Source organism: uncultured Pseudomonas sp. (genome assembly GCF_943846705.1).
Lineage (GTDB): Bacteria > Pseudomonadota > Gammaproteobacteria > Pseudomonadales > Pseudomonadaceae > Aquipseudomonas.
Genome location: NZ_OX044366.1, coordinates 3,885,439 through 3,910,155, shown reverse-complemented (window position 1 = coordinate 3,910,155; position 24,717 = coordinate 3,885,439). Strand labels below are relative to the sequence as shown.

The following is a 24,717-nucleotide window of genomic DNA, read 5'->3' as shown; positions in this document are numbered from 1 at the left end:
TTCAGTCCTCGGCGTAGTTGTGCCACAAGTGCGCTGCGGCATAGGCGCGCCAGGGTCGCCAGGCTTCGGCCCGCGCCCTGAGTTGTTTGGCGTCGATGCCTTCGGAGCCCCACACCGGCGCTTTGAGCAGGCCCAGGTCGCTGGCAGGAAAGGCGTCAGCTTCGCCAAAAGCGCGCAGCGCAATATATTCGGCGGTCCAGGGGCCGATGCCGGGCAGGGCGCAGAGTTGTTCGATAAAGGCTGCGTAGCCTGCCTGCAGCTCCAGACGTAAAGCACCGCTGGCCACCTGCGCGGCGAAATGCTGCAAGGTCTGCACACGCTTGCCGGGCATGCCGATGCCATCCAGATTGGCTTCGGCGATGGCGCTTGGGCTGGGAAACAGGCGCTGAATCTCCGGCGCATCGGCAAACTGCAACGGCTCACCCAAGCGCGTGACCAGGCGACCAGTAATGGTCACCGCCGCCTTGACGGTGACCTGTTGGCCGACGATAGCCCGCACTGCCTGCTCGAACGGATCAAAGGCGGTCGGCAGGCGCAGCCCCGGATTGCGGGCGCGTAGTGGACCGAGCAGCGGGTCACCGGCAAAGTGCGCGCTGATCTGCTGCGGCTGGCAATCCAGGTCGAACATCTTGCGCACCCGCGCGGCCAGTGTCGGCAGGCTGGGTTGCAGTGAGGCGCTGTAGTGCAGTTGCAGTGCGTGCTGAGCACTCAGCGGCTGCACGCACAGCCAGCCGTTCTGGCCATCGAGTTGCACGCTGCGGGCGTAGCTGTCGGGGCGTAAACACTCGACGCCGGCGAGTGCGCGTAGGGCGAAGTGGGCATGAAATTGCTGCCAATCCCAAGGGGCTTGGTAGGTCAGGAGTATGGGGGCGGGTTTCAAGTTGGCCATGCCTGCACAATAACCGCAGCGCCGCCGGGCTGTCAGCGCGCAACTGACTTTCAAACAGTCGCGGTAAGGGCCTGCCGGTATTGCCCTGGGGTCTGGCCTTTCCAGCGTTTGAAGGCATGCAGGAAGTTCGACACCTCGCTGTAGCCCAAGCGCTCGGCAATCTCCTCCTGGCTCAGGCTGGCAATCGCCAGCAGTTCCTCGGCCAGCGCCTGGCGCACTTCTTCCTGCAGTTGGCGAAAACTGCTGCCTTGCTCCTGCAGACGCCGGCGCAGGGTACGGCTGCTGATGTTCAGCTCGCCGGCTATCACTTGCATATCCGCCAGCCGCCCTGGCGTGCTTAGCAAACGGTCACGAATGTGCCCAGCCAAGCCACTGCGCACTTGGCGTTTGGCCAATAAGGCTTGGCACTGCAGTTCGCAGAGCTGAACGCTGTGTGGATTGGCGCGCGGCAGGGGCAGGTCGAGCAGGTGGCGGGGGAAACTGATGCGGTTCTGCGTGCAGGCGAACTCCGGCAACAAGCCGAACTGTTGGATAAAACGCGCCGGATTAGTGGGCGCAGGCACACTTAACTGCACGCTGCTCAGGGGCATCTTAGTGCCCGTTAACTCACGCTGAATCACCATCACTGCCACGGCGTCACGCAGCAGGAGAAAGTCGTGCAGCGTATCCGGTAAATGGCTGCCATCCAGCTGCAGGTGGGCGTGGCTGGCGTCCTCACTCAAGGTGATGCGGTTAAAGGCAAAGGTCAGGTCCAGGTAACGCAGGCCCAATTCGGCAGCTTGGCGGAAGGTCTGGCTGCTGAGCAGGGCGTAACCCCAGATGCCGTAGGTGGTCAGCTGATAGCGCAGGCCGGCTTGCAAGCCCAGGTCGTGCTGCTCGGGCAGGGCGTCGATCAGGTTGCGGATCAGCTGCAGTTCCTGTGCGCCTTCGATTTCGCTGTGCAGTTCGGCCAGTTGCAGCGGGCTGAGGCCGGTGTCGTGCAGGCAGCGCTCAATACTCAGGCCATGGTCGAGACCCAGTTGAGTGAGCAATTGGGCGCTGGTGATGCTGCGTTTGGGTAAGGGCACGGCGTTGGTTGGCATAGGTTGTCCGCGGCGGTTGTCCGAAAGTCACAAACCATTGGCCGACTATGCCATAACTCATCAGCCGCCTGGCAAGTAGCATCCAGCTAGCGCTACTGACAGCGACTGGGGATCTAACAATGCATAACAACTCCCAACATCAGGCCACGTTACGCGTGCTGATTATCGGCAGCGGCTTCGGCGGCCTGGGCATGGCGATTCAGCTACAGAAGGCCGGAATCAAGGATTTTTTGCTGCTGGAAAAAGCCGCAGAAGTGGGCGGAACCTGGCGTGACAACAGCTACCCCGGAGCGGCCTGTGATGTACCGTCACACCTGTATTCGTTCTCTTTTGAGCCGAAACCCGACTGGAGCCGCAAGTTCGCCCCGCAGGCGGAAATCCACGGCTACATGCTGCACTGCGTGGCCAAGTACCAGCTGCGCTCGCGCATCCGCTGCAATGCCGAGGTGGCAAAAGCGCTGTTTGATGCGGACGCGGCGCTGTGGCGAGTGACCCTGAGCAGTGGTGAGGAACTCAGTACGCAGGTGTTGATCAGCGCTTGCGGCCAGCTTAACCAGCCGGCTTACCCAGCGTTGCCGGGTATTGAGCGTTTTGCCGGCGAGGCGTTTCACTCGGCGCGCTGGCGGCATGACGTCGACCTGTCCGATAAGCGCGTGGCGGTGATCGGCAGCGGCGCTTCAGCGATTCAGTTTGTCCCGAAAATCCAGCCGCAGGTTGCTCAACTCAGGCTATTCCAGCGCTCACCGGCCTATGTATTGGCCAAGCCAGACCGTGCTTACAAGCCCTGTGAGCTGGCAGTCATGCGCCGGCTGCCCTGGTTGCAGAAGATTGACCGGGGCCTCAAATACCTGCAGTTCGAGATGCGCGGTCTGGCGTTTATTAGCCTGCCGTGGCTGATGAAGCTGTTCCGCTTCAGCTTCGAGCGGCACTTGCGTCAGCACGTTAGCGACCCGCAACTGCGCAGCCAGCTGCAACCGGACTACCCCATGGGCTGCAAGCGCATCCTGATCAGCAATGACTACTTTCCAGCCTTGGCGCAGGCCAATGTCACGGTGGTGAGTGAGGCCATCAGCGCCGTCACTGAAAACGCTATCGTCACCGCCGATGGCCGCGAGCATCCCTGCGATGTGCTGATCTACGGCACCGGCTTCGCCGCCACGGACTTTCTCGCACCGATGCAGATTACTGGGCTTGATGGGGTGGAGTTAGACCAAGTTTGGCGCGACGGCGCCGAAGCCTACAAAGGCATCAGCGTCAGCGGCTTTCCCAATCTATTTATCCTCTATGGCCCCAATACCAACCTGGGGCACAACTCGATCATCTACATGCTGGAAAGCCAGTTCCGTTACGTGCTCGGTTGCATCGAGATGCTGCGCGAGCAGGACGTACGCTACCTAGACATCAAGGCCGCGGTGCAGCAGCGCTTCAATCAGCGCATTCAGGCCCGCTCGCACCGCACGATCTGGGAGCAAGGCTGTTCAAGCTGGTACAAGACGGCTTCCGGCAAAAGTACGAATAATTGGCCGGGTTATACCTTCACCTACCGCCAACAAACCCGCGCACCGGAGTTGAGTGATTATGACTGTACCCGTTGAATTTACCGCGCCAGCGGCCGATCAGGCGCTGTTGCGCGGCGTGTTGCGCGGCAGTTTGCGCCTGATGTTCCGCGGCCTGGTGCGCCCCCCTATGCCGATTGCCGGCCAGCGCGCGGTGCTGCGTATGCTCACCGCCGTCAGTCCAGCGCCGCGCGGTATCAGTCGCAGCGCCGGCACCCTGGGCGGGCGGTCCTGCGAGTGGCATAAGCCGCCGAGTGGTCGCGGCAGCGTGCTGTTGTACCTGCACGGCGGCGCTTACCTGATTGGCGGGGCGAATACCCACCGGGCCATTTGTGCCCACCTGGCCAAACGCGGGCAAATGGATGTCTGCGCCCTGGATTACCGCCTGGCGCCAGAGCACCCATACCCAGCCGCTCGTGATGATGCACTGGCCGCATTCCAAGGGTTGATCGAGCTGGGTTACCCACCGTCGCAAATCGTCATCGGTGGCGACTCGGCCGGCGGCAACCTGAGCCTGATTACCAGCTTGCGCCTGCGCGACTTGGGCCAGGAGCAACCGGCGGCGCTGGTGTGTTTTTCCCCCGTTACCGACTTCACCTGCACCCAGCTGCATGAGCCGTCAGCCGGTGACCCGCTGATTCACCCTAAGTGGATCGAGCAGGCGCTGGCGTTGTATTGCCCGGCCGACGTAGCGCATGACGATCCCGGCTTATCGCCGCAGTTTGCCGAACTGCACGGCCTGGCGCCGCTGCTGATTCAGGTGGGTGAAGACGAAATTTTGCGCAATGACAGCCTGCGTTTTGCCGACAAGGCCCAGGCCGCCGGTGTGGATGTGCAACTGCAGCGCTACCCGAACCTGTGGCACGTGTTTCAAGCGCACGCCGGCATGCTCAACGCTGCGGATTTCGCCCTGGCCGAAGTGGTGAGCTTTTTGCGCGCACGGGGGTGCTGATGAACAATATCCTGATTACTGGTGCGGCCTCTGGCATTGGCGCAGCAACGGCGCGGCTGTTTCATCGGCAGGGCTGGCAGGTGGGTTTACTGGACATTAACCCGCAGGCCCTGGCCACGCTTGCCGCCGAGCTGGGCAATGCCTGGCATGCCCAGCTGGATGTGACCGATGCGGCGGCGGTCAAGGTCGTCCTGGCAGACTTCTGCGCCCTGCAGGGTGGCCAGTTGCGCCTGCTGTTTAACAGTGCCGGTGTTCTGCAGTGCGGTCACTTTGAGGCAATCGCGTTGAGCGAACATGCGCGCATTCTGCAGATCAATGTGCAGGGCACGCTCAACATGACCCATGCAGCGTTTGCCTACCTAAAAGCCACGCCACAGGCCCAGGTGATCAATATGGGCTCGGCCTCCGGGCTGTATGGCGTGCCGCATTTGGCCAGTTATTCGGCCTCCAAGTTCGCCGTGCGCGGGCTGACTGAAGCGCTGGATCTGGAATGGGCCAAGCACGGTATTCGTGTTGGCGACCTGATGCCGCCGTTTGTCAGCACACCGATGCTCAACAACCAGCGCTTCCAGGCCCCCGTACTGCGCCGTTTGGGCGTCAAGCTGGAGGCCGATGCAGTGGCGCAGGCCGTTTGGCTGCAAGCGCAGCGTAACCAGGTGCACCGGCCGATCAGCCTGCAGTTTAAGTTGTTGTATTGGTCGGGACAGTTAACCCCTGCCTGGCTGACGCGGCGCATTATGGCCTGGTTGGGGCGCGAGTGAAGGTTCACGCAGGTGGCGATAAAGCCGGTGATGCATACGCGCTTACAAGTTTCGCTGGGCAAACGCCGCGCGATAGGGCTAGTCTGCAAATAACGCGTCTGACTTGTTCACTCTGAGCAAGCCTGCGTTGGCCAGCCTTGGATTCAGGTCTGGCTTATGACACATCAAGCGGCTTCAACGCTTGATTCTCGGGCGGCACTGCCACTGGTGCCGCGACATCGCTGAAGCTCAAGCGGTAGCAATGGGAAAGCGTTTAACAGGTTCTCGCACTGCAGTATCGACATCGAGTTGGTTCTTTAGCGTCCTGTAAATTTATCCATCGCCTGAGGAGATCACTTCATGAGCACAGCCTTGCACGACGATCTCAGTAATGGGGTTTTGCGGCGGATGAAGGAAGGTGGCTTCGACTTTGCCAGTTTCCATCCCATCGAGTTCTACGCCCTTTTTCCGGATGAGGCGCGAGCCCGTCAGGCCACCCGTAACTTTCGTGGTGAGTCTTTACACGCCCTGGTAACCGAGCGTGATGACGGTGTATGGCACCTGCAAGTCAGTAAAGTGATGTTTGCCACCTGCGGCGGTATCGACGACTTTGAGCATGACCTGGAGTCAGTCGTGATACCTCTTGGCGGCAAGCTGGACGGGTGGGGCGTAACCCAGGAGGTCAGGCAGCCCTGAAACCCTCACACCGGCCAGCGTTAAGCTGGTCGGTGTCATGCAAACCGCGCTTACTGGCATCCCAAGACAACCCGCTCTCGACCTCAGCCTGCGCTTTGCTTCAGACTTGGCGCATGACTGACATTCTGATTTTTACCCATATTGATTACTGCCCGCCGGCCCATCTCGGCAACGTGCTGGCGCAAGCGGGCCATGCCTTTACGGTGCTACGCGCCGACCTCGGCGAGCTGAATGGCATCGACCTCGACCGCCCCAAGGCTGTAGCCATCATGGGCGGGCCAATGAGCCTGAATGATCCGTTGTCCTGGATCGAGACGGAAGTGGCTGCGCTGCAGTACCTTATTCGCCGTGATATTCCGCTGATCGGCCACTGCCTGGGCGGCCAGTTGCTGGCTAAGGCGCTGGGCGCTGAGATCAGCCGCATGCCCTTTACCGAAAGTGGCTGGCAACCGCTTAGGCGTATTGATCAGGCGGCACCAAGCCCCTGGCTGGCGCATTTGCCCGAGAGCTTTCCGATGTTTCAGTGGCATGGCGACAGCTTCGCCATCCCGGCCGGCGCGCAAGCGTTGCTGAGCAGCCCTTGGTGCAGCAATCAGGCCTTCTCTTGGGGTGACAAGATACTGGCCTTGCAAGGCCATCCAGAGATGCACGAAGCCCTGGTGCGCCAGTGGCTAGGTGACTGGCACCACCTGTTGGACGAAACCCAGCCGAGCCAGCAGAGCCGGGCACAGATGCTCGACGACCTGCCAAGCAAAATCACTGAGCTCAATCATGTGGCTGAGGGCTTCTATCGGCACTGGCTGCAATTGGCCGGGCTCTGAGTCGCGCAGAGGCTTGATGAAGCAGTAGGTGGCTGACGCTTTAACCATTCACGCGGCAATTTGATGGGTGTCGCGCTGCGCAATTTACCTACGGGTCTGCGGAGAGCGTACGAGCGGCCTTGGTCGCGATGTTTTTTTGATCGCGAATCACGGGCAGCCCGCTCCTACCAGGGCCGTGCCTGTGTTCAATCCTGTGATTCCAGGGCGACCTTCAGCTCGTCATAGCCACCGGCGTTGATCAGGTTGGTGTAGCCCATGGTGCGCAGGCTTTCCTCGGCAATGCTGGAGCGGCGACCGCTGCGGCAGTAAAGAACGATGGGCGTGTTTTTGTCTGGGGCCAGGGCGCTGATTTGGCTGGCGATCTGTTCGTAACCAATACGCTCGGCGTTTGGCAAAGCGCCGTCGGCGAACTCCTCAGCCGTGCGGACATCGATCAGCAGCGTGTCGGGCGATTGCAGGGCGGTGACGGCGGCGTTGAGTTCAACTTCGCCGGCCATAAGCGGCAGGCAGATGAGTAAGCTAAGGGTGGCAAATAGGCGGCGCATGGCAGGCTCCCTGGGGTGATTGCGGCAACCCTAGCACAGGCGCTGGTCTTCTCGTGTGGGTGGCGCTTGTGCTGCCACTGCCAGCGCACTCCACGGTGGCGGGCAGGGCAGCAACGCTGATGATTAGCTGACCAAGCGGGTCAGGTTGGGAAGGATCAGGATTACGGTAGTGGCAAAAACGATCATGCCTGCCTGACGCATTTTTATTGGATTGAGCATGGCGATTGGCCTTGTTGTTTTTAGCGGCGGGGCTCACTGCCCTGTGCGTGATGCGGACGCGACGCCTCGCCTCATGTGGGTCATTCAAACCGTCCCGGCAAAACCCGGCGACGACACCTACAGCAGCCGCTCTGCACAGCATTCAGATGGCTTTAGTCAACTGTAGTGGTGAGCCGTGACTTTCTATAGACGCCTTGATTACTAAGGCGCGCTGGTTAGTTTCAAGCAGTTATGACGCCTACCTTGTTGTTGGCGTGCGGGCCTTGAGCTAGACACGCTTAAGCACTTTTACCCAGTGATTGACCGTTGGTCTGAGCTGAGTGGTCAATAGCCCTGAGCATTTCGGTCATTGAGCCTGTCTTGGCGCGGCGTATGGTAGATCCACGCAAACAAAAAACAGGCGTGGGCTCGACCTACGCCGCCAGCCACCCTCCAATGGAGGTCTGAGGACGCCATGACCGAAGCATTTATTTTCGATGCAGTGCGCACGCCCCGCGGCAAGGGTAAGAAGGATGGGGCGCTACACAGTGTCAAGCCTGTTGACCTGGCCGCCGGCCTGCTCAAGGCGCTGCAAACGCGCAACAACCTCGATACCAGCCAGGTCGATGACATCGTGCTGGGCTGCGTAACGCCAGTGGGCGATCAAGGTGCGGATATTGCCAAGACGGCGGCCATGGTTGCCGATTGGGATGTCAGCGTGTCGGGCGTGCAGCTAAACCGTTTTTGCGCTTCGGGTTTGGAGGCGGTGAACCTGGGGGCGATGAAGGTGCGCTCCGGTTTTGAAGACTTGGTGGTGGTCGGCGGCGTCGAGTCGATGTCGCGCATCCCCATGGGGTCGGATGGCGGCGCCTGGGTGATGGACCCGGCCACCAACATGCACACCCACTTCACCCCGCAGGGTATCGGCGCCGACCTTATCGCCACTCTGGAAGGGTTCAGTCGCACTGACGTCGACAGCTTTGCCCTGCGTTCGCAGCAGAAAGCTGCCCGCGCCAGCAAAGACGGCTCGTTCAGCAAATCACTGATTCCGGTGACGGACCAGAACGGCATCGTCCTGCTCGATCACGACGAATTTATTCGCGGCGAGTCCACCCTCGAAGGGCTGGGCAAGCTCAAGCCAAGCTTCGAGATGATGGGCCAGATGGGCTTCGACGGCACCGCGCTGCGGGTTTACAGCCACGTCGAGCAGATCACCCACGTACACACGCCAGGCAACAGCTCAGGCATCGTTGACGGCTCGGCGCTGATGCTGATCGGCTCCGAAGCCAAGGGCCGCGAGCTGGGCCTCAAGCCGCGTGCGCGGATTGTCGCCACCGCCGTCACTGGCACCGACCCGACCATCATGCTTACTGGCCCAGGGCCGGCGACGCGCAAAGCGCTGGCCAAGGCCGGGCTGAACGTCGATGACATCGACCTGTTCGAAGTCAACGAGGCGTTTGCCTCGGTGGTGATGAAATTCATGAAGGACATGGGCGTCAGCGAAGACAAGGTCAACGTCAACGGCGGCTCCATCGCCATGGGCCACCCGCTGGGCGCGACCGGTTGCGCCATCCTCGGCACCCTGCTCGATGAGTTGGAGGCACGCCAGCTGCGCTACGGCCTGGCCACCTTGTGTGTGGGCGGTGGTATGGGTATTGCCACGATTATCGAACGAATCTGAACCGTAGGGTGGGTGGAGCGAAGCGATACCCATCGCCCCGATTGATGGGTATCGCGGGGCTCAACCTTTCCTACGTCCCCCACTTTGGGATGAGAGCAAGAATATGACTGACGCCATCCGTTACGAAAAAGGCCAGGACAATATCGTCGTGCTGACCATTGACATGCCTGGCCAGAGCGCCAACACCATGAACGCGGTGTATCGCGAGGCCATGGGCGCGACCGTTGCCCGTTTGGAAGCCGAGAAAGACGCTATTGCCGGGGTGATTGTCACTTCCGCGAAGAAGACCTTCTTCGCCGGCGGCGATCTGGGTGAACTGATTAAGGTCACCAAGGCCGACGCGCAAAGCTTCTACAACATGATCCTCAACATCAAAGGGCAACTGCGCCGCCTGGAAACCCTGGGCAAGCCGGTAGTAGCCGCCATTAATGGCGCGGCCCTTGGCGGTGGCTGGGAAATCGCCCTGGCCTGCCATCACCGCATCGCCCTGGACAGCTCCAGCGTGCAGCTGGGCCTGCCGGAAGTGACCCTGGGTCTGCTGCCGGGTGGCGGTGGCGTGGTGCGTATGGTGCGCCTGCTCGGTCTGGAAAAAGCCCTGCCGTACCTGGCCGAAGGCAAGAAAGTGCGCCCGGGTGCGGCGCTGAAGGCTGGCCTGATTCATGCTCTGGCATCAGATAAGGATGACCTTCTGGCCAAGGCGCGTGCCTGGATTATGGCTAACCCGAGCGCCGTGCAACCGTGGGACGTCAAGGGTTACAAGATTCCCGGCGGTACGCCATCGAGTCCTAATGTGGCGCAGATGCTGGCCATCGCCCCGAGCGTACTGCGTGACAAAACCAAAGGCTGCTTCCCAGCGCCGGAGAAGATCATGTGCGCTGCCGTTGAAGGTGCTCAGGTCGACTTCGACACCGCGCAGATCATCGAGGCGCGTTACTTCACCGAGCTGACCACCGGCCAAGTGGCGAAGAACATGATTGGCACCTTCTGGTTCCAGCTCAATGAAATCAATGCGGGTGGTTCGCGCCCGCAGGGTTTCGAACCCTACGTGACCAAGAAGGTCGGCGTGCTCGGTGCCGGCATGATGGGCGCCGGTATTGCTTACGTGTCGGCTGTGGCGGGTATCGACGTGGTGCTCAAGGACATCAGCATCGAGAGCGCCGAGAAGGGCAAAGATTACTCGGCCAAGCTGCTGGAGAAGAAAGTCGGCCGTGGCCAGATGAGCGCCGAGAAACGCGATAGCATCTTGGCGCGGATCAAACCGACCATCAGCGATGCTGACTTTCAAGGTTGCGACCTGATCATCGAAGCCGTGTTCGAGGATCGCGACCTCAAAGCCAACGTCACCGCCGCAGCGGAGCGTGCGGCGCTGAGCTATGCGGTGATCGCCTCGAACACGTCGACGCTGCCGATCACCGGTCTGGCCGCCGCCGTGCAGAAGCAGGACAAGTTCATCGGCCTGCATTTCTTCAGCCCGGTGGACAAGATGCCGCTGGTGGAAATCATCAAAGGTGAGCAGACCAGCGATGAAACCCTGGCGCGCGGCTTTGACTACGTCATGCAGATCAAAAAGACCCCGATTGTGGTCAACGACAGCCGCGGCTTCTTCACCTCGCGGGTGTTCGGCACCTTCACCAACGAAGGTCTGGCCATGCTGGGCGAAGGCGTATCGGCGGCGATGATCGAGAACGAAGCGCGCAAGGCCGGTATGCCGGTCGGCCCGCTGGCGATCAGCGACGAAGTGTCGATGAGTCTGATGAACCACATTCGCCAGCAAACCATCAAAGACCTGGCTGCCGAAGGCAAGCAGATCCCTGCGCACCCGGCTTTTGCGGTAATCGACCTGATGCTTAACGAGTACAAGCGTCCGGGCAAGGCCGCTGGTGCGGGCTTCTACGATTATCCGGCGGGTGGCAAGAAGCACCTGTGGCCAGAGCTGAAGAGGCGTTTCGAGAAGACCGATGCGCAAATTTCGCAGGTCGATGTGCGCGACCGCATCCTGTTTATTCAGGCCATCGAGACCGTGCGTTGCGTGGAAGAAGGCGTGCTGAAGTCGGTGGCCGACGCCAATATCGGCTCGATCTTCGGCATCGGCTTTGCCGCCTGGACCGGCGGTGCACTGCAGTTTATCAACCAGTACGGGGTTAAGGACTTCGTCGCCCGCGCCCAGTACCTGGCCGAGCAGTATGGCGAACGCTTCCTGCCACCGGCGTTGTTGCTGGAGAAAGCCGCGAAGGGCGCAACCTTCTAACCCTGGCTGGCACTGCAAACGGCTCGTGGGCAGCCATGGGTGAACGTATTGCATGCGCCATGGAGGTTTAAACATTTACCGCTAAGGCGCAAAAAATCCCCAGAAGGCATATGTCTTCTGGGGATTTTTGCTTTCTGGGTTTCAGCTCGATAGCTGGCCAAAGCTTTGGGCGGCTAAACCAGCGCCTTACCCTGCAGGTGATCTTGTTTTTTTGGCAGAAGTTCGTGGGAATATAGGGTGGCGTACTGATGCAGTGGCCGGGGTAATTTTAGAGGGGTAAGTAGCTGTGGGTGATATTAAATGTTGCGGGGCGAACATCCCTGTTCGGACTTTTAAATTAACGCATGCTGAGGGCGTAGTTATTCAGTACCCAGCTCTGATGATGCTCTTCGCTACGGCTTATCGACCACTTGGTTAGGGCCAGCATGCCCAGCGTCGCGCCAGCGATCATCAGCGGGTAAGCCGCCATAAGTTCGACCAGCGAGTATTTCCACGCCAGCGGACGGCCGACGCCTAGCAGCGCGGCATAGAACCAGGAGACCCCGGACAGTGCGCCGGAAAAGATCGCCAGATTTCGCATGCTAATCGGCAGTTTGAGCAGCGAGCCGGTCTTCTGCAGGGCCGGCAGCACCATGTTGTGCAGTACCACGCCATTGATAGTCAGCAGCACCACGATAGCGACCTTGGCTTGTAACTTGGGATTGAGGAAGTACTGCATGCCGGCGCTGGACGCGTCTAAGGCGATGATGGCGATGCCGCTAATCCAGAGGACGACGAGTGAGAGGCCTACGACGTTCTTCAGGTGCTCAAGGTGCTCGCTAGACTGATGCACGCCTTGGCCTTTGAGCAATTGTTTGACCATGGTGATATCACTGGTCAGTACCAAGCCTATTGCCACACAGCAGGCAATTAGGTGGACGTAAATTATCCCTAGGCGCATCAGTTCCATTGTTTCTTTTTGCTGCAATGCCGAGATTAGAATGGTGTAGAGATCCATGGGATGCCTCTTGTTCTGTAATTAATAATTTAATAGTGCGTGTGCGCATAAACTTTATAAGTTGGCACTGGCTTAAATTAATTTATTAATAAATTAATAGGTGTTGCTGTCACGGTTCTGCTGGACGAACCTCTGGTGGCTCCATTTTTCCGAGCAACAACCATGCGCTGGCGCAATCTCTTGCGGCCAAGAATCGTCCTGATTCAGCGGGGGGAGTCGCTCGTGGGTGGGTGCGTACCCAAACGTGGGGAGCGGATGTAGGAGCGGCAATTATGATGGGTAGTTCATTTTTTGATCAGCCGTTCGTCAGCTTCACCATCTCAGGCGGTCTGTGCTGCATGGGCTGTTTTTGGCCTGTAAGGCCGCTCTGGTCGTGGCTGGCACCTTCTTGGCAGCATTTTGCCGCCGCGACGAGCGGTATCGAGTCATGGCTGGCTGCTGTTCGTTGAGGAGCATTTTTTGGCGAGAGGGTGGCTTGCTCATGGCGGCGATAGCAGTGTGATGCGTCTCTACTAGGGAGAGGCTATTCCTTTGCGCAGAGTCGTATGTTAATAAGCCGCATAAAAATACTCTCCCTCGATGTTCACCTCAGGAAACCTCATGCCGCTGCGTATTTGCATCTTGGAAACCGACATCCTCCGCCCTGAATTGGTCGACCAATACGACAGCTATGGCCGTATGTTTGAACAATTGTTCGCCCGCCAGCCGATTGCGGCCGAGTTCAAGGTGTACAACGTGATGGAGGGGCACTACCCGCCAGACAGCGAGCGTTACGATGCTTATCTGGTCACGGGCAGTAAGGCGGACTCCTTCGGTGCCGATGCCTGGATCCAAACCCTGAAAACCTACCTGCTGGAGCGCTACCGTCGTGGCGAAAAACTGTTGGGGGTGTGTTTCGGCCACCAGATTCTGGCGCTGCTACTCGGCGGCAAGGCTGAACGCGCCGTGCAGGGCTGGGGCGTGGGCATTCACCAGTACCGTATGGCCAACAAGCCGGGCTGGATGAGCCCCGACCTGGAAGACCTGACCCTGCTGATCAGCCATCAGGACCAAGTTACTCAACTGCCAGACAATGCCACCTTGCTGGCCGGCAGCGACTTCTGCCCGATTGCTTCTTACTGCATTGGCGATCAGGTGCTGTGCTTCCAGGGGCACCCCGAGTTTGTCCATGACTACTCGCGGGCGCTGCTCGACCTGCGTCAGCAGCATATCGGTGAGCAGGCGTACGCCAAGGCGGTCGACAGTTTGCATCAGGCTCACCAAGGCCACACGGTGGCCGAGTGGATGATGCGCTTTGTCGCCCATGGCCGCGCAGGCCTGGCCGAGTAACCGGCGGTTAAATGAAAAAGCCCGGTCACTGACCGGGCTTTTTTGTTGCAGTCGGGTCGTCAGGCGCGGCCTTCAATCTCTGCATCAAGGCTGTTGATGCAGTCGTGAATCTGTTGCTGGCACTGCTGCATCAAGGCGGGCAGATCGTCTAGCGTCAAACCGCAGGTGGGAATCGGTGGCAGGGAGCGAATCTTGATAGTGCCGCTGTTCCAACGATTGAGCTGCATGTGATTGACGTAGGTGCTGGTGCACACCTGGATGATCGGTACGCCGGCGGCAATGGCCATCTGAAAAGCGCCTTTCTTGAACGGCAACAGGCCCTTGCCCAAGTTGCGAGTCCCTTCGGCAAACACCCAGATGGAGGTGTCTTTGTGCTGCAGGGTGTCGGTGGTGGTGAGCATGGCCTGCTTGGCCTGCGCTGCATTGCCGCGCTCGATAAGCACGTTGCCCGATAGCCAAAACAGTTGGCCGAAAAACGGTACCCATTTCAGACTTTTCTTACCCAGGCAAACGGTACGTTCCGGCACCACGCTACCGACCACGAACAGGTCGTAGTTGGATTGGTGGTTGGCGACTATCACCGCGCTGCGCGCGTGATCGCGCAAGCTGGCGGTGTCGGCTTCAACTTGGAGGCCGAGAATGCGCAGGGCTGGCCAGGAATAGAGCCGTGCGCATAAACGGCTGTTGTCCGGATTGAACGGGCGGCAGATGCCAAGCAACAGCCCCAAGATGCCCGCCATGATGAAGTGAACGCCCATCGCCAGCATGCGTAGAAGAAAAAGCATTTGGTACGTCCGTCATAGGAAAAAGGCGCGCAGTGTACGGGCGTGCACTGCTTTCGGCAATTGATGCTGATCAGAGGTCGTGGCAGGGTTTGTGGGGGCTCGGCATGGCCTTAAACAGGGGGGCGTGTTAGGCCCCTGGGGGCAGGCGCGACGCTGCTGAGCAACGGCGCGGCTGGTCGAGCGACGCGGTGCTGCTACGCCGTAGCTGGGCATAAATGAAAAGCCCGGCGGATTAGGCCGGGCTTTGTCGTGTGCTACATGGGCTGTACGCCAGGGCGGCTCAGAGGGGGTGTTGTTTATCCACCTCAACGGCCAGGTCGAGGGCTTCAAGCAGCGCTTTGCGTACTTTCAGCTTGGTGTTCTTGTGCGCGTTCATGTTGATTTTCTTCATTTGCTGGGCAACCGCCTGCGCGGTTTCCAGCAACTGTTCGGCCGGGACTACCTTATCGAGGAAGCCAGCATCCACTGCGGTTTGTGGGTTGAACATCTCACCATTGATCACCGAGCGATGGAACGCCGACTTGCGCAGACGATCACGGGCCAGTTCGATGCCCGCGTGGTGCATGGTCATGCCGATCTGCACTTCATTAAGACCGATGCTGAACGGCCCTTCGACGCCGATGCGGTAATCGGCCGACAGCAGAATAAAGGCACCCTTGGCCACGGCATGGCCTGGGCAGGCAACGATGATCGGGAAGGGGTGGGCGAGCATGCGCCGCGCCAGGGTCGAACCGGCGGCCACCAAGTTGATCGCGTTCTGCGGGCCGGAGGTCATCACCTTGAGGTCGTAGCCACCGGAGAGAATGCCCGGCTGGCCGGTAATGATGACGATGGCCTTGTCTTGCACGGCGCGATCCAGAGCGGCATTAAAGGCAGTGATCACATCCGGGGAAATGGCATTGACCTTGCCATTACACAGGGTCAGGGTGGCAATGCCATCGTCGAGTTGGTAGCTGATCAGGTCGCTCATGGTCGGGTTCCTTGTGCTGAAGTGCAGCAGACGTTACTCATCCGCATCGGCCAGGTAAAGCACGATGACTGACTGGCTGGTCAGCGATAATCGACGGTTGGCGCTATGGAAGCGCTCAGCGTCGGCAATTGCTTGACTCGTCCGGCACAGTGTTAGAGCCGCTTCACTTATTAAGTGAGGGGGTTGGCATGCAGGGTTTAACCCGCCTTATCTCGGCCTGGCGCGCGGGCTGGCCTTATTGTTGGCTGGTTTGCTCGGCTGCTCGGCAACCCGCACAGTCAACGCGCTGATGGCCTGCCGGGGTTTATCTTATTTAGCCCCCGGCGCTTCGAGCCTAACGCTGCCAAGCCCGTCGCCTGACGACCAGCATTCGGCATAAGCGCATGAATTTTTTGAAAAAATATTTTGCCTTTGGCGGCCTGTTCGGCTACATTTGCGCGCCTCGACAGACAGCAATGACCGTCGAGACCCGGTGAAGTGTCCGAGCGGTTGAAGGAGCACGCCTGGAAAGTGTGTATACGAGAAATCGTATCGTGGGTTCGAATCCCACCTTCACCGCCAGATAGATTCAGCTAAAGCCCTGATAACTAACAAGTTGTCGGGGCTTTTTGCTTTCTGGCGTTCGGCAGAGTCGCTGAGGTGTCGAAGCGACTATCCGGCCTTTGGCTTTACGAGGTGTGCTAAAGGATCGCTTGCCGGATACTTCAGGCGGCATACAGGGTTCAGGTTCAGCATGAGTAACAGGTGCGATTTTATTTTCTGACGCCGAACCCACTTCAAGGAAGAAGATATGAAACCAGATTGGGACGATGCACCCGACTACATACGCGACAAGAAAAAGGAATCGCCCTGGCGCATGGTCGCCATCCTGGGTGTTGGTTCAGTCATCACGTTGGGGCTGATCGCGCTGCTTGCTAAGCCCGTTGTGATCGACCTTAACCAGCTCAAGCAGGGCATCCGTATTGGCGGTCAGCCGATGTTTAGCCAGCAGTCAGACCAAACCTACAGCGCGCCTTTGCAAGCCATTGAAGAGGTGCCAGCGCCTTTCGAACCTGCTCCACAGGTGGCGCGAACGCCGCTTAGTCAAGCGGATATGCAATGGTCTGAAAAACAGGCTGAGTTTGCTGTAGAGCGGATGCAGAGCTCATTCAGCGATAACAACTACACGCCTAAAGGTGCCACCAACATAGTACCGGCGACGCCGGTGACGAGAGAGCCCGTGGCGAGGCCGCAAAGGCGGCAAGAAATCGTGGTAGTAGGTAAAGAGCAAACACGGCTTAGAGACTACTGCCCATTCCCCAGAGGGAGTATCGAGCTCCGAAACTGCAAAATGCGGGCGGATCTGGACAGCAGGAATCGTTAAGTAGCGAGTTCGGCATTTAACGGGGCGGTATATGCGCGCGACTTGGGATATTTTCTGCAGCGTTGTCGATAACTACGGCGACATCGGCGTGACCTGGCGGTTGGCTCGGCAGCTGGTGGCCGAACATGGTCTGGCGGTGCGGCTGTGGGTCGATGACCTGACTGCCTTTGTGCGCCTGTGTCCGCAAGCGGATAGCCAGTTGTTGAGGCAGGTGCAGCAGGGTGTTGAGGTGTGTGCCTGGTCCGCTGATTGGCAGGCCGTTGAGCCGTCGGATGTGGTGATTGAGGCGTTTGCCTGTGAGCTGCCGGCGGCTTATATCGCAGCGATGGCGAGACGTAAGCGCAAAGTGCTCTGGCTTAACCTGGAGTACCTCAGTGCCGAGGACTGGGTGGAGGGTTGCCATGGCTTGCCCTCGATGCAGTCCAACGGTTTGTCGAAGTTTTTCTTCTTTCCAGGGTTTACGCCGGGCAGTGGTGGTTTGCTGCGTGAGCGTGCGCTGCTGACGCAACGGCGCGCATTTCAGGCAGATGAGCGTGCGCGTGATGCGTTTCTACGCAGCCTGGGTGTTGAACCCGTGGCCGGCGCGCTGCTGATTTCGCTGTTTGCCTATGAGAATGTAGCCTTGGGCAGTTGGTTGGAGGTATTGGCGGCCGGCCCGCAGCCCGCTCAACTGTTGGTGCCAGAGGGGCGCATTTTGACCAGTTTGCAGGGCTGGCTGGGCGGTCCGGCGTTGCAGGTCGCTGATGCCTGTAAACGTGGCCAGTTGCATATCCAGGTGTTGCCGTTTATCCAGCAGGATCAATACGACCGGCTGCTGTGGAGTTGCGATTTCAATGCGGTGCGCGGCGAGGATTCTTTTATTCGGGCGCAGTGGGCCGGGCGGCCGTTGCTCTGGCATATCTATGAGCAGGCCGATGGCGCGCATCTGGACAAGCTCCGCGCGTTTCTAACCCTCTATAAAGAGGGCTTGTCAGCCGATGCGCAAGTTGCGCTGAGCGGTCTTTGGACTGGCTGGAATAGCAACGGAGCGATAGGCGAATGCTGGACGCAGCTGCTGAAAAGTTGGCCGGAGCAGGCCGAGCACGCCGAGAGCTGGTGTCTAAAGCGGGCCTTGCAGGCCGATCTTGCTGAGGCGCTGGTGCAGTTTTACCTAAATTGGCTATGATATGCGGCCAAGAATTTTGTAATTCCATCCAAACCCGGATATTCGTATGAAAACCGCACAAGAAATGAAGCCCAACAGTGTGGCCCTGATCGACGGCCAACCTTGGCTGATCCAGAAGGCCGAATTCACCAAGTCCGGTCGTAACAGCGCCATCGTTAAAATGAAGCTGAAGAACCTGCTGAGCGGCTCTTCGACTGAAACCGTATACAAGGCTGATGACAAGCTTGAGCCGGTTATCCTGGATCGCGTTAGCGTGACCTACTCGTACTACAGCGAGCCGAACTACGTCTTTATGGACGAAGAGTTCAACCAGTACGAGCTGAACAAAGACGACCTGGAAAGCGTAATGCCGTTCATCGTTGATGGCATGACCGACGTCTGTGAAGCCGTATTCTTCGAAGGCAAAGTGGTTTCGGTTGACCTGCCGACCACCATCGTTCGCCAGATCACCTACACCGAAGGCTCCGCTCGCGGCGATACTTCCGGCAAGGTGATGAAGCCAGCTAAACTGAGCAACGGTACTGAAGTTAAGGTTGCAGATTTCTGCAACATCGACGACTGGATCGAGATCGACACCCGTACTGGCGAGTACAAATCCCGCGCTAAAGCTCCGGTCTAAGACTGGCTTTAACAGCGAGAAGCAAAAGCCCGACCTGGTGTCGGGCTTTTTTATGGCCAGCCATCCATGGCGGCCACCCTTTGGGTCGTCGCTGCGCGACGCTAAAAAATGATCCCCGATCATTTTTTCTGCCTGCTGTTTTTGCGCTCAGCTGCGCTGTAGGCCGCTCTGCAGTGCTAGATCCCAGGGCGCTACTGGAGCAAACCTGGCCTTGAGAAACTCCAGTAGCAAACGGCTGCGCGAGTCGGTTTCGCGCTCCAGGCGCAGGGCGTAGATACCGCTGGGCTCGGGCGCGGGTAAGCCGTTTTCGCAGAACAGCGGCAGCAACTCACCGCGAACCAGGTAGTCGCTAATCAGCCAGGTGGGCAGGTGGGCGATACCCAGGCCGGCGAGGGCGCTGAACAGCAAGGCTTCGGCGTTATTGGCGGTCATCCGTAGGCGTTTGGGGCGGCACAGTTGCAGCTTGCCATCCTGTTCAAAACGCCAGGCGTAGGGCGGGGCCAGGCTATCCCAGTCGAGGCCGTCATGCTCGAGTAGCTCGGCAGGCGTACGTGGTACGCCACGTTCTGCCAGGTACGCGGGGCTGGCGCAGACGACCCGGATCATCGGTGAGAGGGCGGTGGCGACCAAGCGGGTATCGGCCAGGGGGCCGATACGCAGCACCAGATCGACTTCGCCCAAATGCGTGCCATGCAGGTCGACGAAGCTGTCGATCAAGCGCAGTTGTACATCCAGCCCTGGATAGGCGACGAGAAACTCGGCAATCGCCGGCGCGAGATGTCGACGGCCGAACGGTGCGGGGGCGTCGATGCGGATCAGCCCCTCGGGTGCGCTGCTCAGCGACACCGCTTCGGCGCGGGCCAGGTGCAGTTCGGCGAGAATGCGCTTGGCCCGTTCGGCAAAGGCCAAACCGGCAGAGGTAGCGCGCACGGCGTGGGTGCTGCGGCTGAACAAATGGCTGCCCAGCGAGCGCTCCAGTGCATCGATGCGCCGCGCTACGGCCGATGGTGTTAGCGGATGGCGGCGGGCGGCAGCGGAAAAACTGCCGGTCTCCAGCACGTCGAGAAACAGGCTGAGCTGATCGGTCAGGGCATCGGGGTTCATGTTGTGGCTCAGTTGTGCGTAATGGGCATAGCCATTTTGCGTTGCTATGCGTTTCGAGGATAGTGGCGAATGGCTAGGCTATGCAGCATCTTCCTGGAGCCTGCCGATGACTTTGCTCGACGTTGCACTGAACCTCTTGCTCGGGGTCGCGCTTGGCACGCTTGGCGGCCTGTTTGGGATTGGTGGCGGGCTAATCGCCATCCCGGCGCTGGGTGTGCTGTTTGGCTTGGATCAGCAACTGGCTCAGGGCACGGCACTGGTGATGGTGGTGCCCAATGTGCTGCTGGCCCTGTGGCGCTATCACCAGCGTAATCGTATCGACTGGCGCCATGCGTTGGCGCTGGCCATCACCAGCTTGATTTTTGCCGTGTTAGGGGCCGGTTGGGCGGTCACCCTGGATGCCGAGCGCATGCGCCTGGGTTTTGTGGTCTTTCTGCTGCTGTTGGCGGTTTACAACGTTTCTCGTCTGTTCAGCAAACCGGCCGTGCTCTCGGTCGGCCTGCGTTATCCCTGGCCCTGGTTGACGTTGCTGGGCAGTGCTGCCGGCATGGTTGGTGGCCTGTTTGGCGTCGGCGGCGCGGTACTGGCGACGCCGGTATTGACCCTGGTATTTGGCGCCAGCCAAGTGGTCGCGCAGGGGCTGTCTCTGGCCCTAGCCGCGCCGAGCACGGCGGTGACCCTGGCGACCTATGCCACGCATGGCCATGTCGACTGGCTGCTGGGGGCTCCCTTGGCGATGGGTGGGCTATTGAGTATCAGTTGGGGGGTCAAGTGCGCGCATGCGCTGTCCGAGCGCGTGCTACGCGGGTTATTTACCGGTTTTCTGTTGCTCTGCGCGCTATTGCTGGGGTTTAAAGCCTGAAGCCTTCGACTATCTGCTCGGCCAGGGTTTCGGTGACCTGACTTTGCGTGTTGCTGTTACGCAGCAGCACGATGCTGGCAGAGGGCAGGGCTGGTAAGCCCTCGGCTTCGCCGATGATCTGCAAGTCGGGAGTGATCAGGCTTTGCAGTTGGGCGGTAATCGCCAGGCCAGCGCTGACCGCCGCCATGATCGCCGACAGGCTGGGGCTGGTGTAGGCAATGCGGAAGTTGCGCCCCAGTGTATCCAGGCCATTGCAGGCCCAGGAGCGGCAGAAACACTGCGAGTTGAACATTGCCAGGGGCAGGGTTTCCAGCTCATGCAGGTTGCTGTTGCGGGCCTGAGCCCATACCAGCTGTTCCTGACGCAACAGTTGGCCGATTTCAGTGCCGGGCTCGCGGGTGACAATGGTCAGGTCGAGGTCCTGGCGTTGCAGCAGCTGGAACGAGGGTTCGCAGTGCAGTTCAACCTGCACCAGTGGATAGGATTGGGCGAATCGCACCAGAATGCCCTGCATAAAGCGCATCACATAGTCATCCGGCGTGCCGATGCGCACGGTGCCGACCATATGTGGCTCACGCATGCTGTTCATCACCTCAGCATGCAGCTTGAGAATGCGTCTGGCGTAGCTGAGCAACAACTGGCCCTCGGCGGTCAGGCTGAACTGGCGGCCATCGCGCAGAAATAACGGGCGCTGCATCACGTCTTCTTCGAGGCGTTTCATCTGCATGCTGACGGCTGATTGAGTGCGGTTGACCATTTCGGCGGCGCGAGTAAAGCCGCCGTGATCGGCAATGGCGACAAAGGTGCGCAGCAGCTCGCTATCGATGCTCGGGTAGCTGGTCATCCATCAATTCCTGAGATGTATTGCATAAGAAACATTCGTTGGATTGATCATAAGCCCAGCGCGAGACTGTCGCCAACCCCACGAGGAGGGCGACGAGATGAAAGGTCAAAAAGGTTATGCGTTAGTCAGTAACGGGCGTCTGCACGGTCGTTGGCCGTTTGAAGTATTAGGCGCTGTCGGTCGCCAGCTTTACCGCTGGTGGCAGTTGCATGAACAGCGCCAGCGCTTGGCTGCACTTGATGGTGACGCGTTGAAGGATCTCGGCTTGAGTCGTGCCGACGCGATGCAGGAAAGCCAGCGGCCATTTTGGGATGATCCGCTAGGGCGCTAAAGGTTGGTCTTCGCGGGTTGCGGTTGGATGTACGCTCAGGATTGCCGTAATTCAGGGAGCGAATTTATTGAAAGGAGAGCATTAATGTCCATTTATCAACTCGCGCAGTTGAATATCGCCAGTATGAAGGAACCCTTGGAATCGCCGAGCATGGCCGACTTTGTCGCCAATCTGCAGCGCATCAATGCGCTAGCTGAGGCCTCGTCTGGTTATGTGTGGCGATTGCAGGACGAAGCGGGCGATGCCACAGCATTTCGCCCGTTTGGTGACGATGTGTTGGTGAATCTGTCCGTCTGGCGGGATGTGCAGGCGCTCAGCGATTACGTGTACAAGTCCGCACATACCGAGATGCTCAAGCGCCGCCAGGAGTGGTTCAGTAAAGTCAGTGCGGCGCATATGGTGTTGTGGTGGGTGCCGACGGGGCATCGTCCAACAGTGGTCGAAGCGGCTGAGCGTTTGGCTCTGCTGCGCGACCATGGTGCGAGCGCAGAAGCGTTCAGTTTTCGTCAGGCATTTGCCGCGCCCAATGGGCTCGTGGCTCAGCCTGTCTAATCATGGTTTGTTGGGCTCTGCTTTAGGAGTGTGCGAGGCTGGCGGATCACCGGGGCGGCAAGCGGGCGGCGCATCCGCTACAATGCGCGCCGAATTTGTCTTGCCCGAGAGCCTGCCCATGTCCGCTTGCCAGACCCCGATCATCGTTGCCCTGGATTTCCCGACCCGTGATGCCGCGCTGGCATTGGCTGATCAACTCGATCCTGCACTGTGCCGGGTCAAGGTCGGCAAAGAACTGTTCACCCGTTGCGGGCCGGAGATTGTCAGTGTGTTGGCAGGCAAGGGCTTTGAGGTGTTTCTCGACCTGAAATTCCACGATATTCCCAACACCACAGCCATGGCAGTCAAGGCCGCCGCCGAGATGGGCGTGTGGATGGTCAATGTGCACTGCTCTGGCGGCCTGCGCATGATGGCGGCCTGCCGCGAAACCCTGGATAAACTCGCCGGTGCCAAGCCGCTGCTGATCGGCGTGACCGTGCTAACCAGCATGGAGCGTGAAGACCTCGCCGGGGTTGGCCTGGATATCGAGCCGCAGGCGCAGGTGCTGCGTCTCGCTGGGCTGGCCGCACAAGCCGGGTTAGATGGCCTGGTGTGTTCAGCCCAGGAGGCGCAGGCGTTGAAAGTCGCGCATCCAGCATTGCAACTGGTGACCCCGGGCATTCGTCCGGCCGGCAGCGCTCAGGATGATCAGCGCCGTATTCTCACGCCGCGACAGGCACTGGATGTGGGTTCTGACTATCTGGTTATCGGTCGTCCGATCAGCCAGGCCGCTGATCCGGCGCAGGCCTTGGCTGCGGTGGTCGCTGACTTGGCTTGAGGCACTTGCAGTGAGGCAGGCGCGCTAGCGCGTCTGCCTTATTGAGGCTCTTTAAAGCGGTATCCACTTTCACGTTTCGACTAATCAGGTTTTCCTATGCATCCCGCCGCCGAAGATTCGCCACTGGGCAAATCCAGCGAATACATCGCTACCTACACTCCCGCTTTGTTGTTTCCCATCTCGCGTGCGGCGAAGTGGGCCGAACTGGGCCTGAGCGCGGAAACGCTGCCGTATCAAGGCGTGGACTTCTGGAACTGCTTTGAGCTGTCCTGGTTGTTGCCGTCGGGCAAGCCTGTGGTAGCGATGGGCGAGTTCGCCTTTCCCGCCGACTCGCCGAATATCATCGAGTCGAAGTCGTTCAAGCTGTACCTCAACTCGCTGAATCAGTCGGTATTCAACACGGCTGGCGAGTTGGCGGCGGTGCTGGTGCAGGACCTCTCGGCCGCTGCGGGCAAACCGGTCGGCGTGCGCGTGCGCAGCTTGGCCGAGGTGACCGCGGAAGGTGTGGTGGCCGCCCCCGGCGTGTGTATTGATGAGCTGGATGTGAGCATCAGTAACTACGAACGGCCGCAGCCCGAGTTGCTGCGTTGTGACGCGGCGCAGGTGGTCGAGGAAAGTCTGCACAGTCATCTGCTCAAGTCCAACTGCCCGGTCACCGGCCAGCCTGACTGGGGCACGCTGGTGGTGCAGTACCGTGGCTTGGCGCTGGATCACGCCAGCCTGCTGGCCTACCTGGTGAGCTTCCGTCAGCATGCGGATTTTCATGAGCAGTGCGTTGAGCGGATCTTTCTCGACCTGCAGCGCCTGCTCAAGCCCGAGCACTTGACGGTGTATGCGCGTTACGTGCGCCGCGGCGGGTTGGATATCAACCCTTACCGCAGCAGCGGGCCCATCAACCCGGACAATCAGCGCTTGGTGCGCCAATGACGAAAAATCCCAGCCATTGAGCTGGGATTTTTGTTTTCAGCTGCTTTAGATGCCCATGTTGGCCAGGCTTTGCATGATGTTACGCAGGGTGCCAGCAAGGGTTGGGTGGCTGACTTCAAAACGCTCCACTGCCAGGTTGACCCCATCAATCAGGGTGGCATCGGGCGCAGCGGCAGCCTGACGGGCCAGTTGCAGCTCAATTTCCTGGGTCAGTACAAATAGCTCGGCGCTTTCTTCTTCGGTCAATGGCGGCTGCTGCGCCAGCTGGTCACGCAGTTCTTGCAGTTGTTGCTGGAGGCGGCTTGCAGGCATGGAATTCTCCCTTTACTGATCGGCAGATGGACTGACTTTGCGCAGGGGCGCAAGGTTCTGCATGGGTTTAGGGTAATCCAAGCCCGCAGGCTTTGCTTGCTTTGGATCAAGCGCTGAGCATTGCTTTAGCTGGCAATAGAATAGGGCGTACCGCGTAGGCACGTTGGCGGCATTTACAGCTCGGCCCTTGAGACTCTTTGAGTGCCGGCGCGCGACTCCTGGGTTTCTCCTCTGATTGTTCGTCCGCTATGCTGCCTTTTTAAGCAACTGCCGCTTTATACTGCGCGACCTGATTTGGCCGCCTGCGGCAGCCTGAGGATTTTCAAGGAGTG

At 59.5% G+C, this 24,717-nt stretch carries 25 protein-coding genes and 1 tRNA gene; 17 read left to right on the top strand and 9 right to left on the bottom strand.

Features of this window, described 5'->3' with window-relative positions:
* Position 1: 1 nt before the first annotated feature.
* Positions 2 to 889, bottom strand: a complete 888-nt coding sequence (locus Q0V31_RS18145) for a DNA-3-methyladenine glycosylase (RefSeq protein ID WP_298190128.1) — start codon at positions 887 to 889, stop codon at positions 2 to 4.
* A 50-nt stretch (positions 890 to 939) separates the two neighbouring features.
* Positions 940 to 1,971 carry an AraC family transcriptional regulator gene (locus Q0V31_RS18140; protein WP_298190126.1) on the bottom strand — a complete coding sequence of 344 codons (1,032 nt, stop codon included), beginning with the start codon at positions 1,969 to 1,971 and terminating at the stop codon, positions 940 to 942.
* 119 nt (positions 1,972 to 2,090) lie between these two features.
* Here Q0V31_RS18140 and Q0V31_RS18135 point away from each other — a divergent pair, with 119 nt between their 5' ends.
* From Q0V31_RS18135 to Q0V31_RS18115, 5 genes are all read left to right on the top strand, one after another.
* Positions 2,091 to 3,566, top strand: coding sequence for an NAD(P)/FAD-dependent oxidoreductase (locus Q0V31_RS18135; protein ID WP_298190124.1), 1,476 nt, complete (start codon positions 2,091 to 2,093; stop codon positions 3,564 to 3,566).
* Positions 3,550 to 4,479 carry an alpha/beta hydrolase gene (locus Q0V31_RS18130; protein WP_298190123.1) on the top strand — a complete coding sequence of 310 codons (930 nt, stop codon included), beginning with the start codon at positions 3,550 to 3,552 and terminating at the stop codon, positions 4,477 to 4,479. Before Q0V31_RS18135 ends, Q0V31_RS18130 begins: the two co-directional genes overlap by 17 nt.
* A complete protein-coding gene (locus tag Q0V31_RS18125) occupies positions 4,479 to 5,240 on the top strand; it encodes an SDR family oxidoreductase (protein WP_298190122.1) in 762 nt (253 codons plus the stop codon). The genes Q0V31_RS18130 and Q0V31_RS18125 overlap by 1 nt, the downstream gene beginning before the upstream one ends.
* A gap of 339 nt (positions 5,241 to 5,579) precedes the next feature.
* On the top strand, positions 5,580 to 5,915 hold the full coding sequence (locus Q0V31_RS18120; protein ID WP_298190120.1) for a ribonuclease E inhibitor RraB: 336 nt from the start codon (positions 5,580 to 5,582) through the stop codon (positions 5,913 to 5,915).
* 113 nt (positions 5,916 to 6,028) lie between these two features.
* Complete coding sequence (locus Q0V31_RS18115) at positions 6,029 to 6,736, top strand: type 1 glutamine amidotransferase (RefSeq protein WP_298190118.1); 708 nt, start codon at positions 6,029 to 6,031, stop codon at positions 6,734 to 6,736.
* Positions 6,737 to 6,921: 185 nt separating this feature from the next.
* Here Q0V31_RS18115 and Q0V31_RS18110 read toward each other — a convergent pair whose 3' ends face one another.
* Positions 6,922 to 7,281 (bottom strand): rhodanese-like domain-containing protein, encoded by a 360-nt coding sequence (locus Q0V31_RS18110; protein WP_298190116.1) that lies wholly within the window; start codon positions 7,279 to 7,281, stop codon positions 6,922 to 6,924.
* Between the two features lie 673 nt (positions 7,282 to 7,954).
* On the opposite strand from Q0V31_RS18110, the gene Q0V31_RS18105 reads away from it, so the two are divergent.
* Positions 7,955 to 9,160 (top strand): acetyl-CoA C-acetyltransferase, encoded by a 1,206-nt coding sequence (locus Q0V31_RS18105; protein ID WP_298190114.1) that lies wholly within the window; start codon positions 7,955 to 7,957, stop codon positions 9,158 to 9,160.
* Between the two features lie 103 nt (positions 9,161 to 9,263).
* Complete coding sequence (locus Q0V31_RS18100; RefSeq protein ID WP_298190112.1) at positions 9,264 to 11,408, top strand: 3-hydroxyacyl-CoA dehydrogenase NAD-binding domain-containing protein; 2,145 nt, start codon at positions 9,264 to 9,266, stop codon at positions 11,406 to 11,408.
* Positions 11,409 to 11,745: 337 nt separating this feature from the next.
* On the opposite strand, the gene Q0V31_RS18095 is transcribed toward Q0V31_RS18100, so the two are convergent.
* Positions 11,746 to 12,405 carry a hypothetical protein gene (locus Q0V31_RS18095; RefSeq protein WP_298190110.1) on the bottom strand — a complete coding sequence of 220 codons (660 nt, stop codon included), beginning with the start codon at positions 12,403 to 12,405 and terminating at the stop codon, positions 11,746 to 11,748.
* A gap of 600 nt (positions 12,406 to 13,005) precedes the next feature.
* Between Q0V31_RS18095 and Q0V31_RS18090 the strand changes: the two genes are divergently transcribed.
* On the top strand, positions 13,006 to 13,734 hold the full coding sequence (locus tag Q0V31_RS18090) for an amidotransferase (RefSeq protein ID WP_298190109.1): 729 nt from the start codon (positions 13,006 to 13,008) through the stop codon (positions 13,732 to 13,734).
* Between the two features lie 59 nt (positions 13,735 to 13,793).
* On the opposite strand, the gene Q0V31_RS18085 is transcribed toward Q0V31_RS18090, so the two are convergent.
* Both Q0V31_RS18085 and Q0V31_RS18080 read right to left on the bottom strand, forming a co-directional pair.
* Entirely contained in the window at positions 13,794 to 14,519 is a 726-nt protein-coding gene (locus tag Q0V31_RS18085; RefSeq protein ID WP_298190107.1) for a 1-acylglycerol-3-phosphate O-acyltransferase, read from the bottom strand.
* 280 nt (positions 14,520 to 14,799) lie between these two features.
* Positions 14,800 to 15,489 carry a crotonase/enoyl-CoA hydratase family protein gene (locus Q0V31_RS18080; RefSeq protein ID WP_298190105.1) on the bottom strand — a complete coding sequence of 230 codons (690 nt, stop codon included), beginning with the start codon at positions 15,487 to 15,489 and terminating at the stop codon, positions 14,800 to 14,802.
* Between the two features lie 471 nt (positions 15,490 to 15,960).
* Here Q0V31_RS18080 and Q0V31_RS18075 point away from each other — a divergent pair.
* The 4 genes from Q0V31_RS18075 to efp all read left to right on the top strand — a co-directional run bounded on the left by Q0V31_RS18075 (position 15,961) and on the right by efp (position 18,636).
* A tRNA-Ser gene (locus Q0V31_RS18075) sits at positions 15,961 to 16,050 on the top strand.
* 229 nt (positions 16,051 to 16,279) lie between these two features.
* On the top strand, positions 16,280 to 16,852 hold the full coding sequence (locus Q0V31_RS18070) for a hypothetical protein (protein ID WP_298190103.1): 573 nt from the start codon (positions 16,280 to 16,282) through the stop codon (positions 16,850 to 16,852).
* Positions 16,853 to 16,883: 31 nt separating this feature from the next.
* Positions 16,884 to 18,017: an elongation factor P maturation arginine rhamnosyltransferase EarP gene (gene earP, locus Q0V31_RS18065; protein WP_298190101.1), complete on the top strand. Its 1,134-nt coding sequence runs from the start codon at positions 16,884 to 16,886 to the stop codon at positions 18,015 to 18,017.
* A 46-nt stretch (positions 18,018 to 18,063) separates the two neighbouring features.
* A complete protein-coding gene (efp, locus tag Q0V31_RS18060) occupies positions 18,064 to 18,636 on the top strand; it encodes an elongation factor P (RefSeq protein ID WP_298190099.1) in 573 nt (190 codons plus the stop codon).
* Between the two features lie 147 nt (positions 18,637 to 18,783).
* On the opposite strand, the gene Q0V31_RS18055 is transcribed toward efp, so the two are convergent.
* Positions 18,784 to 19,740 (bottom strand): LysR family transcriptional regulator, encoded by a 957-nt coding sequence (locus Q0V31_RS18055; RefSeq protein WP_298190096.1) that lies wholly within the window; start codon positions 19,738 to 19,740, stop codon positions 18,784 to 18,786.
* A gap of 106 nt (positions 19,741 to 19,846) precedes the next feature.
* On the opposite strand from Q0V31_RS18055, the gene Q0V31_RS18050 reads away from it, so the two are divergent.
* Positions 19,847 to 20,602 (top strand): sulfite exporter TauE/SafE family protein, encoded by a 756-nt coding sequence (locus Q0V31_RS18050; protein WP_298190093.1) that lies wholly within the window; start codon positions 19,847 to 19,849, stop codon positions 20,600 to 20,602.
* Here Q0V31_RS18050 and Q0V31_RS18045 read toward each other — a convergent pair.
* Positions 20,592 to 21,446: a LysR substrate-binding domain-containing protein gene (locus Q0V31_RS18045; RefSeq protein WP_298190091.1), complete on the bottom strand. Its 855-nt coding sequence runs from the start codon at positions 21,444 to 21,446 to the stop codon at positions 20,592 to 20,594. The genes Q0V31_RS18050 and Q0V31_RS18045 overlap by 11 nt on opposite strands.
* Positions 21,447 to 21,543: 97 nt before the next feature.
* Here Q0V31_RS18045 and Q0V31_RS18040 point away from each other — a divergent pair, with 97 nt between their 5' ends.
* The 4 genes from Q0V31_RS18040 (at position 21,544) to queF (ending at position 24,073) form a co-directional block, all read left to right on the top strand.
* The gene (locus Q0V31_RS18040; RefSeq protein ID WP_298190089.1) at positions 21,544 to 21,777 is read left to right on the top strand and encodes a DUF1127 domain-containing protein; all 234 of its coding nucleotides are present in this window, start codon (positions 21,544 to 21,546) and stop codon (positions 21,775 to 21,777) included.
* Between the two features lie 84 nt (positions 21,778 to 21,861).
* Positions 21,862 to 22,329, top strand: a complete 468-nt coding sequence (locus Q0V31_RS18035; RefSeq protein ID WP_298190086.1) for a DUF3291 domain-containing protein — start codon at positions 21,862 to 21,864, stop codon at positions 22,327 to 22,329.
* 118 nt (positions 22,330 to 22,447) lie between these two features.
* Positions 22,448 to 23,146, top strand: coding sequence for an orotidine-5'-phosphate decarboxylase (gene pyrF / locus Q0V31_RS18030; protein ID WP_298190082.1), 699 nt, complete (start codon positions 22,448 to 22,450; stop codon positions 23,144 to 23,146).
* Positions 23,147 to 23,242: 96 nt separating this feature from the next.
* Positions 23,243 to 24,073 (top strand): NADPH-dependent 7-cyano-7-deazaguanine reductase QueF, encoded by an 831-nt coding sequence (gene queF / locus Q0V31_RS18025; protein WP_298190079.1) that lies wholly within the window; start codon positions 23,243 to 23,245, stop codon positions 24,071 to 24,073.
* A 45-nt stretch (positions 24,074 to 24,118) separates the two neighbouring features.
* On the opposite strand, the gene Q0V31_RS18020 is transcribed toward queF, so the two are convergent.
* A complete protein-coding gene (locus Q0V31_RS18020; protein ID WP_298190077.1) occupies positions 24,119 to 24,385 on the bottom strand; it encodes a DUF4404 family protein in 267 nt (88 codons plus the stop codon).
* Between the last annotated feature and the right edge of the window lie 332 nt (positions 24,386 to 24,717).